This window comes from Catellatospora paridis (assembly GCF_009720365.1).
In the GTDB taxonomy this organism is placed as follows: domain Bacteria; phylum Actinomycetota; class Actinomycetes; order Mycobacteriales; family Micromonosporaceae; genus Catellatospora; species Catellatospora paridis.
Genome location: NZ_ML769319.1, coordinates 1 through 13,471, shown reverse-complemented (window position 1 = coordinate 13,471; position 13,471 = coordinate 1). Strand labels below are relative to the sequence as shown.

General features: G+C 70.5%; 15 protein-coding genes and 1 tRNA gene. 10 read left to right on the top strand and 6 right to left on the bottom strand.

Features of this window, described 5'->3' with window-relative positions:
* Positions 1 to 363 precede the first annotated feature (363 nt).
* Together F9C41_RS21290 and F9C41_RS21285 are read left to right on the top strand one after the other, a co-directional pair.
* Positions 364 to 1,248 (top strand): helix-turn-helix domain-containing protein, encoded by an 885-nt coding sequence (locus F9C41_RS21290; RefSeq protein ID WP_155388601.1) that lies wholly within the window; start codon positions 364 to 366, stop codon positions 1,246 to 1,248.
* Entirely contained in the window at positions 1,218 to 1,436 is a 219-nt protein-coding gene (locus F9C41_RS21285) for a DUF397 domain-containing protein (protein ID WP_120321590.1), read from the top strand. The genes F9C41_RS21290 and F9C41_RS21285 overlap by 31 nt, the downstream gene beginning before the upstream one ends.
* Before the next feature lie 100 nt (positions 1,437 to 1,536).
* On the opposite strand, the gene F9C41_RS21280 is transcribed toward F9C41_RS21285, so the two are convergent.
* Entirely contained in the window at positions 1,537 to 2,310 is a 774-nt protein-coding gene (locus tag F9C41_RS21280; protein ID WP_155388600.1) for a hypothetical protein, read from the bottom strand.
* 166 nt (positions 2,311 to 2,476) lie between these two features.
* On the opposite strand from F9C41_RS21280, the gene F9C41_RS21275 reads away from it, so the two are divergent.
* Positions 2,477 to 2,815, top strand: a complete 339-nt coding sequence (locus F9C41_RS21275; protein WP_196279878.1) for a hypothetical protein — start codon at positions 2,477 to 2,479, stop codon at positions 2,813 to 2,815.
* 102 nt (positions 2,816 to 2,917) lie between these two features.
* Here F9C41_RS21275 and F9C41_RS21270 read toward each other — a convergent pair whose 3' ends face one another.
* From F9C41_RS21270 to F9C41_RS21255, 4 genes are all read right to left on the bottom strand, one after another.
* The gene (locus F9C41_RS21270; protein WP_196279877.1) at positions 2,918 to 3,736 is read right to left on the bottom strand and encodes a WecB/TagA/CpsF family glycosyltransferase; all 819 of its coding nucleotides are present in this window, start codon (positions 3,734 to 3,736) and stop codon (positions 2,918 to 2,920) included.
* Positions 3,737 to 3,765: 29 nt separating this feature from the next.
* Positions 3,766 to 4,830, bottom strand: a complete 1,065-nt coding sequence (locus tag F9C41_RS21265) for an NAD-dependent epimerase/dehydratase family protein (RefSeq protein ID WP_155388598.1) — start codon at positions 4,828 to 4,830, stop codon at positions 3,766 to 3,768.
* Between the two features lie 201 nt (positions 4,831 to 5,031).
* The gene (locus F9C41_RS21260; RefSeq protein ID WP_230689839.1) at positions 5,032 to 6,252 is read right to left on the bottom strand and encodes a sensor histidine kinase; all 1,221 of its coding nucleotides are present in this window, start codon (positions 6,250 to 6,252) and stop codon (positions 5,032 to 5,034) included.
* Positions 6,249 to 6,905 (bottom strand): response regulator transcription factor, encoded by a 657-nt coding sequence (locus F9C41_RS21255; protein ID WP_155388597.1) that lies wholly within the window; start codon positions 6,903 to 6,905, stop codon positions 6,249 to 6,251. Before F9C41_RS21255 ends, F9C41_RS21260 begins: the two co-directional genes overlap by 4 nt.
* Before the next feature lie 165 nt (positions 6,906 to 7,070).
* On the opposite strand from F9C41_RS21255, the gene F9C41_RS21250 reads away from it, so the two are divergent.
* Genes F9C41_RS21250 through F9C41_RS21235 form a run of 4 tightly spaced genes read left to right on the top strand, consistent with a single transcriptional unit; the run spans position 7,071 to position 10,682 of the window.
* Positions 7,071 to 7,610 carry a hypothetical protein gene (locus F9C41_RS21250; RefSeq protein WP_155388596.1) on the top strand — a complete coding sequence of 180 codons (540 nt, stop codon included), beginning with the start codon at positions 7,071 to 7,073 and terminating at the stop codon, positions 7,608 to 7,610.
* On the top strand, positions 7,607 to 8,731 hold the full coding sequence (locus tag F9C41_RS21245; protein WP_230689838.1) for a peptidoglycan-binding domain-containing protein: 1,125 nt from the start codon (positions 7,607 to 7,609) through the stop codon (positions 8,729 to 8,731). Before F9C41_RS21250 ends, F9C41_RS21245 begins: the two co-directional genes overlap by 4 nt.
* Positions 8,728 to 9,471, top strand: coding sequence for an ABC transporter ATP-binding protein (locus tag F9C41_RS21240; protein WP_155388595.1), 744 nt, complete (start codon positions 8,728 to 8,730; stop codon positions 9,469 to 9,471). Before F9C41_RS21245 ends, F9C41_RS21240 begins: the two co-directional genes overlap by 4 nt.
* The gene (locus F9C41_RS21235; RefSeq protein ID WP_230689836.1) at positions 9,468 to 10,682 is read left to right on the top strand and encodes an ABC transporter permease; all 1,215 of its coding nucleotides are present in this window, start codon (positions 9,468 to 9,470) and stop codon (positions 10,680 to 10,682) included. Before F9C41_RS21240 ends, F9C41_RS21235 begins: the two co-directional genes overlap by 4 nt.
* A 258-nt stretch (positions 10,683 to 10,940) precedes the next feature.
* On the opposite strand, the gene F9C41_RS21230 is transcribed toward F9C41_RS21235, so the two are convergent.
* Positions 10,941 to 11,026: transfer RNA gene (locus F9C41_RS21230), tRNA-Leu, on the bottom strand.
* 300 nt (positions 11,027 to 11,326) lie between these two features.
* Here F9C41_RS21230 and F9C41_RS21225 point away from each other — a divergent pair.
* The 3 genes from F9C41_RS21225 to F9C41_RS21215 all read left to right on the top strand — a co-directional run.
* Positions 11,327 to 12,076 (top strand): FhaA domain-containing protein, encoded by a 750-nt coding sequence (locus F9C41_RS21225; RefSeq protein WP_155369308.1) that lies wholly within the window; start codon positions 11,327 to 11,329, stop codon positions 12,074 to 12,076.
* A 6-nt stretch (positions 12,077 to 12,082) separates the two neighbouring features.
* On the top strand, positions 12,083 to 12,574 hold the full coding sequence (locus tag F9C41_RS21220; RefSeq protein WP_120317539.1) for an FHA domain-containing protein FhaB/FipA: 492 nt from the start codon (positions 12,083 to 12,085) through the stop codon (positions 12,572 to 12,574).
* The coding region (locus F9C41_RS21215) for a PP2C family protein-serine/threonine phosphatase (protein WP_196279875.1) at positions 12,571 to 13,471 on the top strand (901 nt) is incomplete at its 3' end. The genes F9C41_RS21220 and F9C41_RS21215, both read left to right, overlap by 4 nt.

Here is a 13,471-nt window from a genome sequence, read left to right as displayed (position 1 = left end):
ACCGGTGCGAATGGACAACACGTAATCGGGAGTCGCTCGTTGAACGCTAGAGGTGAAGCTCCGCCCACCGTGCGTGATCATGAAAACGGAAGATCAGCACAGCGGGGGCCATAACAGACACTGTGCCGGAAGACTTTGCCGAATGCAAGTTGCAAAGTGCGTATGCGCCCTGGTGTCCTTCGTCCGGTATGTGACAAGCTGGTGTCGGTCTCCCCGGTGATGCCGAGTCGCACCCTCTGTGCGTTCGGCCGGTTGAAGATTCGCCGATCGTCGGGGCAGACTCGCAACACGACATATGCAAGTTCCATCGGGCGGGGGCATCGACTTTCGTGCCTCCGCCGACGTGCGTCGCGGAGGTGCGCCGTGACAACCCGACAGAGCCCGACCGTGCGCCGACGAAGACTCGGTGCCGAACTGCGCAAGCGGCGCGAACATGCCGGCATCACGCTGGAGTTCGTGGCCGAGAGGATGGAGTGCTCACAGTCCAAGATCTCGCGGATCGAGACCGGGCACAGCTCGGTGACCAGTCGCGACGTCCGAGAGATGCTGACGATCTACAACACGCCGCCCGGTGAGGTCGACGTGCTGGTGGAGATCGCCAAGGAGGCCCGGCAGAAGGGCTGGTGGCATCCCTACAGCAGCGTGCTCGTGGGCGCTTATGTCGGGCTGGAGGCCGCGGCCAGCTCCATCCGCGCGTACGAACAGCAGGTTGTCCCCGGCCTGCTGCAGTCAGCAGATTATGCCGAGGCGATGATTCGCGGCGCCTGGCCGGACTGGGACGAAGAAGCGATCATGAATCGTGTCCGTGTCCGGATGGGCCGTCAATCGTTGCTCACGCGACAAGACGATGCGATCAGGTTTCAGGTGGTGCTCGATGAGTCGGTGGTGAGCCGGCCCGTGGGCGGCGACGAAGTCATGCGAGAACAGCTTCGACTACTGGCCGAAGCAGCCTCGTGGCCTAACGTGACCTTGCAGGTGTTGCCGTTCGAGGCAGGTCCACACGCCGGTATGGACGGTACTTTCGCCATCCTGGAGTTTCCCGAACCGGGTGACTCAGATGTCGTTTACGCGGAAAATGCGACCGGGGGACTCTTCCTGGAGAAAAACGACGAGCTGGGGAAGTACACCAAGATCTTCGAGAACATCCGGAGGGCTGCGTTGAGCCCCGAGGAGTCCGCCGAGCTGATCGCACAACTGGCGGAGGAGCCACTATGGAAATCGAGACCAAGGGGTTTCGAGTCGATCTGAGCGAAGCGCGTTGGTACAAGAGCACGCGGAGTGGGCCGAACTGCGACAACTGTGTTGAAGTCGCGTTCGTTGGTGGTGCGATCGCGTTGCGCGACTCCAAGAATCCCACCGGGCCGGCACTGATCTTCACGCCGGACGAGTGGGACGCCTTTGTGGAGGGTGCCAAAGACGGGGAGTTCGATCTCTAGGTTGCACCCGCGCCCGGGTGACAGCTCTGGATCACGCTTGCGGGGGACCCCCTTCCGCGCCACCCTCAAGGGTGCCGAAGGGGGTCCTTTGCCGTGCCGGTCAGAGCAGCAACCGGTGCAGGTTGGCCCGCCGCCGCTCGACCATCGTCTCCCGGGCGTGCTGCAGCCACTCCCGGCGCGTGCCGGGCTCCGGCGGGTAGTCCAGCCCGAACTTGAACCAGGCGGGCGGCTGTGCCATCCGGGCGTACCGGTCGATCAGGTCGTCGAGCACCCGGGTCAGCTCCACCCGCGCGTTGCGCCCGGCCTCCAGCGTGGCGCGGTGCGCCGTGAGGTAGTCGGCCCGCCGGTTGGCGACGGCGCGCAGCCGTCCCCGGATCTCCTCGATCCGCCCCCGCTGGATCGCGGTGAGCACCGCGGCGGACCGGTCCTCGCGCAGGTGCCGGGCGAGCGCGGCGCGGTGGTGGGGCCGTAGCCACGACGACGGCTGGGCGAGCGCGGTGATGGTCGCGTGGATGCGCGACTGGACCTTCTGCTCGGCCTCGTACGCCTCCTGGCAGCGCTGCTCGGCGAGCGCGACCTGGCGCGGGTCCGGGCCGGGCGGCGCGGCCGCGGCGACGCGCTCGGCCTCCTCGACCAGGCGCCACAGCCAGCGCTCGTCGTCGCCGATCTCGTCCAGCGGGTCGAGCGGGGCGACGTCGTCGTAGGGCTCCCGGGCCGCTGGGACCAATGCCTGGGAGTGGGGGCGTGCGGAGTCGACGCCCTCCTGGCCGCAGTGCGGACAGGGCAGCTGCCGGACGAGTCGGCTGATCTCGCCGATGAGCTGCGCCGGCGTGACCTGAGATGGCAATGGTGTGGACGCCGGTTCAGCGACCATGGTGGTTCCCCCGCACGTGATGCACAACTGGTTAGCTTGCGCTTAGTCACGCAAGCAACACGTGCAGTGACGATCGCGGGTAGACCGTCGCCTGCATTCCGTTGCGGTCGTTGTACCAGACGGCGCCCCACCACACCGCGAAACTCGCCGACCGGGTAGGACGAAGATGACGATGCCTGAACACGTGCCCAGCCAGAACGCCAGCCCCGCCCCGCGCGAGCGCTCCCTGCGCGACTCCGACCGGGTCCAGTTGCCGGGAGACACCCTGCTGGAGCCGGGCTCCGGGCCGCTGCAGGCGCTCGGTCTGGACCGGTTCGGCGAGCAGTCGTTCGCCCCGTCGAGCTGGCTGGACATGCCCGCCGAGTCGACCCTCGTCGACCACCCGCTGCTGCGCGGCCTGCTGCTGGAACTCCCGCCCCGCAACTCGCCGCCCACCGACGAGTGGTTCGACCGCTGGTTCGAAGCCACCCGATCCGTCCTGGGCCTCATCTACCTGCGCAGGTGACGAAGCACGAAGCCCGCCCCGCGCCGCAGGCGCCGGGCGGGCTTCTGGCTGTCCTGGACCACCCGGCGCCCGCGGAGGCGGGCGCCGGCAGCTCAGCTCAACTCAGACGGCGAACGTCGACGGGGAGTCGGTGGCCGGGGTGACCGGGGTGGCGCGCCAGAGGCGGACCTTCTGGGCCCCGAGGCGGGCCAGGTACTTCGGGTTGAGGATCAGGTAGCGACGCCACAGGCGCGTGGGCTCCAGGCCCAGCCGCCAGAGCCACTCCAGGGCGTGCCGCTGCATCCACGCGGGCGGCTTGCGCAGCCCGCCGGCGTGGTAGTCGAACGCCGCGCCTACCGCGAGCAGCGGCATCGCCAGGTACGGGCGCATCGCGTAGACGAACTTCTCCTGCCGCGGGCAGCCGAGGCCGACCAGCACGATCCGCGCGCCCGACTCGCTGACCCGCGCCGCGATCTGCTCGGGCTCGCCGTCCTCGACGCCGCGGAACTTCGACGGCTCACTGCCGGCGATCTTCAGCGCCGGGAACATCGCGGTCAGCGCCGGGATCAGCAGGTCCAGCACGGGCTGGGTGGAGCCGTAGAGGTACACCGGCAGGCCCTGCTCGGCGGCCCGGCCGAGCACCCGCAGGGTCAGCTCCGGGCCGTACACCCGATCGCGCAGCCCGGCGCCGTACAGCAGGTTGAGCGCCCAGCGCACCGGCTGACCGTCCGGGGTGACCAGATCGAAGCTGTTGAGCTGCCCGCCGAGCGTGCCGTCGGCGACGCCCTCCATGACCCCGTGCACCGCGAGCGCGGTGACCGCGTACGGCCGTCCGTCCGTGGCAGCGCGGATTATGCGCTCGGTGGCGCCGGCGTAGTCCGTGGCGTCGACGAGGACGCCGAGCACGTTGCGCTTGCTGCTGGTGTTCAGCGTCGTCGACATCGGGTTCCTTGAAGTTCGCGCAGGTGGGCCTACATCCACTTGTCGACGTTGGCCTCATAGATCTCGTTGAGAATAGCGGGCACGTTGTACGTCATCTGCCAGTCCGGGTAGTGCGCCTGAAACTTGGCCATGTCGCTGACGTACCACTGGTGGTCGCCCATGCGGGCCTGCTCCACGTAGTTGACCTTCGCCTCCCGGCCGGCGATCTTCTCGGCGATGGCGAAGGCCTCGAGGTGCGAGGTGTTGGAGAAGCGGCCGCCGCCCAGGTTGTAGACCTCGCCGGAGCGCGGGTTGCGGAAGAACGCCTCGAACGCGGTGAGCACGTCGTGCGAGTGGATGGCGTCGCGCACCATCTTGCCCTTGTAACCGAACAGGTTGTAGGTGCGGCCCTCCATCACGCAGCGCATCAGGTACGCCAGGAAGCCGTGCAGCTCGGCGGCGCTGTGCGCGGGGCCGGTCAGGGTGCCGCCGCGGAAGGAGGCCGTCTTCATGCCGAAGTAGCGGCCGTACTCCTGCACCGCCACGTCCGCGGCGACCTTGGAGACGCCGAAGATCGAGTGCATGCTGTTGTCGATCGTCATGTCTTCGGTGATGCCGCCGGCGAACTGGTGGTTCGCGTCGATCTCGTACCGGGTCTCCTGCTCGACCAGCGGGAGGCGGTTCGGGGTGTCGCCGTAGACCTTGTTCGTCGAGCAGAAGATGAACGCGGCGTCGGGGCAGTGCTGGCGGGTGTACTCCAGCACGTTCAGCGTGCCGACGGCGTTGACGTCGAAGTCGGTGAACGGCTCCTTGGCCGCCCAGTCGTGGCTGGGCTGGGCCGCGGTGTGGATCACGAGCGAGATGTCCCTGCCGTACCGCTCGAAGATCTTGTTGAGCACGTCACGGTCGCGGATGTCGACGTCGTAGTGGGTGTACGAGTCGCCGAGCTTGCTGGTGAGGTTCACCAGGCTCCAGGCGGTCGAACCGTCCTCGCCGAAGAAGTACTTGCGCATGTCGTTGTCGAGGCCGACGACGTGCATGCCCAGGCCGGCGAAGTGGCGGGCTGCCTCGGAACCGATCAGACCGGCCGAACCGGTAACCAACGCAACGCTCACCAGACACTCCCTGTAACCCAATCGACGATCGCGACCAGCGGAGAGCTTACCTGGCCGTATACGGTCCTGCGCCTTCCCGTCAGCCGGAGCGCGAGGCCGCTCCGCCGGAAAGGGACGAAGGCACCCGCCCGGACGTAATGACCCGATCGGATGTGTTCGTCTCATACCCCTGGCCAGGAGATCTTGAACCAAGGGATGGTCCTAGCGTGGCAGCGAGACCGTCACCACGAGCCCGCCGCCCTCGTGCGGCCGGGCCGTGACCGTGCCGCCGTGCGCCCGGGCGATCGCGCGCACGATCGACAGGCCGAGCCCCACGCCCTGGTCGGAGCGGGTGCGCTCGCTGCCCCGGCGGAACGGCTCGAACAACCCCTCCACCTCGTACGCCGCCACCACCGGCCCGCTGTTGGACACCTCCAGCTCCACCCGGCCGCCCCGGGTGGCGGTCGCGGCCCGCACCCAGCCGCCCGTGACGTTGTGCCGGATCCCGTTGCCGATGAGATTCTGCGCCACCCGCTCCAGTAGCACCGGATCGCCGGTGGTCTCGGCGGGGGCGGCCTCGACGGCGACCGACACGTCGGCCTCGGCCGCCGCGCCCGCGCTCTGCAGCCCGACATGGTCGGCGATGTCGGCGAGGTCCACCGGCCGCCGCTCCACCACCTCGTTCTCCGAGCGCGCCAGCAGCAGCAGCCCCTCGATCAGGCGCTCGTGCCGGCCGTTGATGTCGAGCAGCGTCTCGCCGAGCCGTTTGACGTCGTCGGACGCGGTCCTGCGGTGCATGGCCAGCTCCACCAGCGACCGGTTCAGCGTCAGCGGCGTACGCAGCTCGTGGGAGGCGTTCGCGACGAAGCGGCGCTGCCCGTCGAAGGCCTGGTCCAGCCGGGCCAGCATGGCGTCGAACGTGTCGGCCAGCTCCTGGATCTCGTCGTTGGGGCCGCGCAGCGCGATGCGCTCGTGCAGCCCGCGGTCGGCGGCGGGGGCGGTGCTGATCCGGCGGGCGGTGTCGGTGATCCGGTGCAGCGGCGACAGCAGCCGCCCGGCGAGCAGCCAGCCCAGGGCGATGGCGACCGCGCCCACCACCAGCAGCGCGATCGCGCCCTGCTGGAGCAGCGCGACCATGGTCGCGTGGCGCAGCGACTCGGCCTGCTTGTCCATGTAGTAGACGAGGTCGGGGTTGTTGTCGATGAGCACCCGCACCCGCGCGCCGCCCGGTCCGGCCAGCCCTCCGCCGACCCCCGGGGGGTTGCCGATCTCGGGTAGCGGGGCGTGGAAGGTGAACTTCTGCAGCAGCGACTGGTCCACCAGGAAGTAGGTCACCACCAGCAGAGCGAGCCCGGCGAGGAAGAACAGCCCGCCGTAGACCAGGGTGAGCCGCGCCCGGATGGTCAGGCGGTACGACGGCGGTCTCCAGGAATGCAGTCTCACGGGATCCGATACCCCACTCCGGCGACGGTGGTGATGACGGGCGGGTCGCCCAGCTTGCGGCGCAGCTTGAGGATGGTCAGCCGGACCGCGGAGGTGAACGGGTCGGCGTGCTCGTCCCACACCTTCTCCAGCAGGCTCTCCGCGGAGACCACCGCACCCTCGGCCCGCAGCAGCTCGGCCAGCACGCCGAACTCCTTGCGCGACAGCGGCACGTAGTGGCCGTCCCGGAAGACCTCCCGGCGGGCCTGGTCGAGCCGGATCCCGCCGCGCACCAGGGTCGGCGCGCTGGCCGGGCGGGCGCGTCGGCCGAGCGCGTGCACCCGCGCGGCGAGCTCGGCGAACGCGAACGGCTTGGACAGGTAGTCGTCGGCGCCCAGGGTCAGCCCCGCCACCCGGTCGCCCACCTCGGCGGCCGCGGTGAGCATCAGCACGCGGGCACTGGACTCCGAGCCGACCAGCGAGCGGCACACGTCGTCACCGTGCACCAGCGGCAGGTCCCGGTCCAGCAGCACCACGTCGTAGTCGTGCACGGCCAGCCGCTCCAGCGCCGCGTCGCCGTCGTACACCACGTCGACGGCGTGAGCGTCGTCACGCAGCCACTCGGCGATGGCGTCGGCGAGCAGCGCCTCGTCTTCGACCACGAGTACCCGCATGTCGCACTCCGCCTCCCCGCCGGTCCTTCCGGCCTGCCAATAGTTACCCGACGTGATGTTTCCTCGCCGTTATCGCGAGCGGAAACGGCCGCGAAACGGCTCCCCGCGTGAACTGGGCCCCGTGCCGCCGGCGACCGGCCGGCGGCCCGACGAAGGAGACACGCGATGAAGCGAGGGCTGCTGGGGGCGGCGTTGGCGTTGCCCCTGATGGCGGCGCTGGCGCTGACCGGCTGCGCGCAGCAGGGCGGCGACGACGGCATCGCCTCGGCCGGCACCGGGACCGCCGCGGCGACGCCGAGCGCCGGGCCGAGCCTGAGCCAGGAGGAGAAGGGCCTCAAGTTCGCGCAATGCATGCGGGAGAACGGCGTCGACATGCCCGACCCCGATCCCAATGGCGGGCCGGTCCGGGTGCGCATCAGCGGCGGTCCGGTCGATCGGGACAAATTCGAGAAGGCGCAGGAGGCGTGCAAGCAGTACTCGCCGTTCGCCGAGGGCGGGCAGGCGTTCGCCGATCCGCAGATGGCGGAGAACATGCGCAAGTTCGCCCAGTGCATGCGCGACAACGGAGTGCCGAACTTCCCGGACCCGGACGGCGGCCGCGTGATGATCGACAAGACGATCGGCGACGACCCGGACTTCGAGGCCGCGCAGAAGCTGTGCCAGGAGAAGTTCATGCCGGGCGCGTTCCAGAAGAAGGCGCCGTGACCGAGACCGCGGAGCTTGTCGCACTTCAGACCCCTGACGGCACGGTGCCCGTCCGGCGCCGCCGCCGTCGTGGGGCACGTACCGCGCTGCTGGTGATCGGCGCACTGGCCGCGGGCGGGGCCGCCGCGGCCGCCGCGGTCGGCTTCGGCGGCGGGGACGGCGCCACCCCGGCCGGGAACAACCTGCCGCCGGCCACCGCCCCGGTGACCCGGCAGACCCTGCAGGACGCCCAGACCCTCGACGGCGAGCTGGGCTTCGGCCCGACCTACTCGGCCGTCAACCGGCTCAACGGGACGGTGACCTGGCTGCCGGAGAGCGGCGCGGTGGTCTCCCGCGGCAAGCCCCTCTACAAGATCGACAATACGCCGGCCGTGCTGATGTACGGCAACGTGCCCGCCTACCGCGAGCTCAAGTCGGGCGACGAGGGGGCCGACGTCAAGCAGCTGGAGCAGAACCTCAAGGCGCTCGGCTACAGCGGCTTCACGGTGGACGACGAGTTCACCGCGTCCACCGCTGCGGCGGTGAAGAAGTGGCAGGACAAGCTGGGGATCGAGGAGACGGGCCGGGTCGAGTTCGGCCGCGTCGTCTTCGCCTTGGGACAGGTCCGGGTGGAGAGCCTGGAGGCCACGGTCAGCGCACCGGCGCAGCCCGGATCGGCGGTGCTCAAGTACACCGGCACCGTCCGTGTCGTGGTGGTGCAGTTGGACGTCGCCGACCAGCGGCTGGCCGAGGTGGGCGCGGCCGTGCGGGTCGAGCTGCCCGGGGGCGGCACGGCCGACGGCAAGGTGGCCAAGGCGTACACCGTGATCGAGGCCGGTGGCCAGGGCGAGGAGGCCACCACCAAGATCGAGGCGGTGGTGTCGCTCGCCGACCAGCAGGCGGTCGCCGGCTTCAACCAGGCCGCGGTCGACGTCACCTTCACCGCCGCGGAGCGCCCCGACGTGCTCACCGTCCCGGTGTCCGCGCTGGTCGCGCTGCGCGAGGGCGGGTACGGCGTCGAGGTCGTCGAGGGCGGCGCCAGCCGCTACCTGGCGGTGGAGACGGGCCTGTTCTCCGGCGGCCGGGTCGAGGTCAGCGGTGCGGGCCTGGCCGAGGGCATGACCGTGGGGATCCCGCGATGATCGCCCTGGACGGCGTCACGAAGACCTACCAGGGCGAGGTCACCGCCCTGGCCGGGGTGTCGCTGACCGTGGGCGCGGGGGAGATGGCGGCGATCGTCGGGCCGTCCGGCTCCGGCAAGTCGACCATGCTGCACATCATCGGCACGCTGGACCGGCCCAGCTCCGGGTCGGTGCGCATCGCCGGCTACGACGTGGCGGCCCTGTCGGACCGGCAGCTGTCGGCGCTGCGGGCGGCCCGGGTGGGCTTCGTGTTCCAGCAGTTCCACCTCGCTGCCGGGGTGAGCGCGCTGGACAACGTCGCCGACGGCCTGCTCTACGGGGGGCCCGCCCTGGGCGAGCGCCGCCGACGGGCGGCCGCCGCGCTGGCACGGGTCGGCCTGGCCCACCGGATGGACCATGAGCCGCACGAGCTGTCGGGCGGCGAGCGCCAGCGCGTCGCCATCGCCCGGGCGGTGGTCGGCAACCCGCCGCTGCTGCTGGCCGACGAGCCCACGGGCAACCTGGACTCGGCCTCCGGCGCGGGGATCATGGCACTGCTGCACGAGCTGCATGCCGCGGGCACCACGGTGGTGATCATCACCCACGACCGGGAGATCGCCGCGGGCGTGCCCCGCCAGGTGCAGATGCGCGACGGCAAGGTGGTCGCCGACAACGGCCCACCGGCGCCGGTTGCCGTGCCCGAGACGGAGCCGTCGGCCGGGGACGGCTCGGCGGCGTACGCGGGCGGGAGGGCACGATGACGTCCCCCGCCCTGCCCAGGCTGCACCCGGCCCGGATGCGCCCCCGCGACGTGCTGCGCGTCGGGGGAGTGGGGCTGCGCACCCGGCCGGTGCGGGCGTTCCTGTCGGCACTGGGCATCGCGATCGGCATCGCGGCGATGATCGCCGTGGTCGGCATCTCCTCGTCCTCGCGGGCCGAACTGGACCGCACCCTGGCCGCGCTGGGCACCAACCTGCTCACGGTCACCCCGGGCCGGACCATGTTCGGCGCGGACGCGCAGCTGCCGGTGGAGTCGGTCGCCATGATCTCCCGGATCGCCCCGGTGGAGCAGGTGTCGGCGATCGGCAAGGTCGACGGCGCCAAGGTCTACCGGTCGGACCGCATCCCCGCGGCGCAGACCAACGGACTGGCCGTGTACGCCGCCCGGCTCGACCTGATGGACACGGTCGGGGCGAGGCTGCGGGCCGGGACCTGGCTCAACGAGGCCACCGAGCGCTACCCGGCGGTGGTGATCGGAGCGGACACGGCCGCCCGGCTCGGTATCGGCGCGGTCGGCCCGGACACCCAGATCATGGTCGGCGGCCGGCGCTTCACCGTGGTGGGCGTGCTGGAGCCGGTGCCGCTGGCACCCGAACTGGACGCGTCGGTGCTGGTCGGCTGGCCGGCCGCGGCGGACCGGCTCGCCTTCGACGGGCACCCGACGACCGTCTACACCCGCTCGGTGGAGTCGGCCGTCACTGCGGTGCAGGGGGTGCTGGCGGCGACCGCGAACCCGGAGGCCCCGAACGAGGTCGACGTGTCGCGGCCGTCCGACGCGCTGCAGGCCAAGCAGGCCGCCAACCAGGCGTTCACGGGACTGCTGCTGGGCCTGGGCGCGGTGGCGTTGCTGGTCGGCGGGGTCGGGGTGGCCAACACGATGGTCATCTCGGTGCTGGAGCGGCGGGCCGAGATCGGCCTGCGGCGCTCGCTCGGGGCGACCCGGGGGCAGGTCCGGCTGCAGTTCCTGGCCGAGTCGCTGCTGCTGTCCGCGCTGGGCGGGGTCGGCGGGGTGCTCCTGGGCATCGCGGTCACGTCGGGATACGCGGCCTATCAAAGCTGGCCGACGGTGGTCCCGGCCTGGGCGATGCTCGGCGGTCTGGGTGCGACGCTGGTGATCGGCGGCCTGGCCGGCCTCTACCCGGCCGTCCGCGCGTCCCGGCTCTCCCCGACCGAGGCCCTCGCGACTCCCTGAACGTGAGGAAGGGCACCTTCCCCGGGTGCTCTTCCTCACGTCGGTCCCGCCCTCGATCGTCCGACCTGTCCGGCGAGTCGGAGGATCGGGCGGGCCCGGCCGCCGACATCAGATTGTGATCTTCGGGGCTCGGGTGAGGTGCGGGTGAGGCGATGCTGACCGGAAACAGCGATCTTCCTGTGTAACCGCCGACAGTCGGGCAGCCGTTGCAGAGTCGAGACAAAAAGAAGAGGTCTCCCGGAGGAGACCTCTTCTTGCTGGTGGGGATGGGGGGAGTTGAACCCCCACGTCCTTTCGGACACACGGACCTGAACCGTGCGCGTCTGCCATTCCGCCACATCCCCTTGGGGACGATGATGCTGTCCCGCGGCGTGTGCAGGAACTTTGGTAGTCCCGGCGGCTCGCCCGGGAGTCACCTCCCGTTGCGTGCTGGCACAGCTTACGCTATGCCTGCCCCGCCTCACCAACCGGTTATCCGGTCGGCGTTGCGGGGAGAACATTAACACGACCACCTGGCCGTGGGTGAAATCGGAGGCAAGGATGGTCGTCATGCTGGCGTGGCGTCGGCAACGGCGGACGTATTGGGCGAAGACGCGGGAGTGGAGGGCAGATAACATCATGTCCTCGGAACCCGAGGAGGACCGGTGAGCGTGTTGCAACGCTTCGAGAAACGCCTGGAAGGCCTGGTTGAGGGCGCCTTCGCGAAGGTATTCAAGGGGGTCGTCCACCCTGTGGAGATCCTGAATGCCATGCAGCGTGAGGCAGAAGCTCACAAGGCGATCCTGGTTGGTGGGCGCACGCTCGTGCCGAACCGCTATGTGATCGATCTCTCGCCCTACGACCACAGTCGTCTGGCGCCGTACGCGGCCGCGCTGGCTCAGGAGCTGGCGCAGTCGCAGGCCGAGTTCATCGGCGAGCAGGCCTGGACGGTCTACGGCGACGTGATCGTCGAGATCGAGCGTGGAGACGGGCTGGACACGGGCATGTTCCGGGTCTCGGCCGAGGTCTACACGGCCGACCAGGCGCCACAGGCGAGCTACGAGGCCCCGCCGCAGCAGTACCCGCCGTACGGCGGCCAGCAGGCCGGCCCACCGCCGGGTGGCGGCGGTGCGCGCAACGTGCGCCTCGTCTCCGGTGACGGGCGGACGTTCCCGCTGGCCATCGGGTCGACCACGATCGGTCGTGGGGACCAGGCCAACCTGCGCCTGCCCGACGTCGGCATCTCGCGGCGGCACGCCCGGCTGGACTTCGACGGCGCCCAGGTGGTGCTGACCGATCTCGGGTCGACCAACGGGACGATGGTCAACGGCCAGCGGGTCTCCGCGGTCGCCCTGAACCCTGGCGACATGATCCAGATCGGCACCACGACCCTGACGTTCCGCGTGGACGGCTGATCGGCCTTGCCCGAAATCGTTCTCACCGCCGCCCGGTTCGGCTTCCTCGTGCTGCTGTGGATCTTCGTGTTCACCGTGGTCGGGGTCATCCGACGGGATCTGTTCGCCGGCTCGCGCACGAGCCGGCTGGTCGCCGCACCCCGCGGAGTCGCGGGGGCCGCGCAGGCGGCGGGCAGCGCGCGCCCGGCCAAGGTCAAGAAGGGCCGGGCCGCGCACACCTTGGTGGTCACGGCGGGCTCGCTCGCCGGCACCAAGATCACGCTGGGCGAGGCGCCGATCACCATCGGCCGGGCGGAGGACTCCACACTCGTCATCACCGACGACTACGCCTCCGCCCGCCACGCCCGCCTGGTCCCCCGGGACGGGCAGTGGATGGTGGAGGACCTCGGCTCGACCAATGGCACGTATCTGGACCGCAGCAAGGTGAGCGGACCTACTCCCGTACCCCTCGGCGTGCCGATTCGCATCGGCCGCACGTCCCTCGAATTACGGCCATGACAATCATCCTGCGCTACGCGGCCCGCAGTGACCGCGGCCTCATCCGAGACGGAAACCAGGACTCCGTCTACGCTGGGCCGCGGCTGCTCGCCGTTGCCGACGGCATGGGCGGCATGGCCGCCGGTGACGTCGCCAGCAACATCGTCATCGGCGCCATGGCCCCGCTCGACGAGGACGTCCCCGGTGACGCCATCGTCGACGCCCTCCGGTCGGCCGTCAATCTCGCCAACCAGCAGCTTCGCGACACCGTGGATGCCAACCCCCACCTGGAGGGTATGGGCACCACCCTGACCGCGATGCTCTTCACCGGCTCCAAACTGGGCATGGCCCACATCGGCGACTCGCGGGCCTACCTCCTGCGCGACGGCGAGTTCAACCAGATCACCAAGGACGACACGTACGTCCAGATGCTGGTGGACGAGGGTCGCATCAGCGCGGAGGAGGCCAGCAGCCATCCCCAGCGCTCGCTGCTCACCCGCGCGATGGACGGGCGCGACATCGAGCCGGACTACTCGGTCCGGCCGGTGCACCCCGGTGACCGCTACCTGATCTGCTCCGACGGCCTGTCGGGCGTGGTCAGCGCGGACACCATCGGGCAGACCATGCGCGAGTACGTCGACCCGACGGCCTGCGTGGAGCGCCTGATCGCGCTCGCGCTGCGGGGCGGCGGTCCGGACAACATCACCGTGATCATCGCGGACGCCACCGACGAGGACATCGTCGAGCAGGCACCCGTGGTGGGCGGCGCTGCGGCCCGCGATCGCGGGAACACCAGCGAGGCGCAGGTCGAGTCGACCCCGGCGGCCCGCGCCTCGGCGCTGACCGCCACGCCGCGGCCCGCCGCGGCCGAGCCGCCGGCCCCGCCGGCGGAACCCACGGCCCGGCGCGCCCGGCACC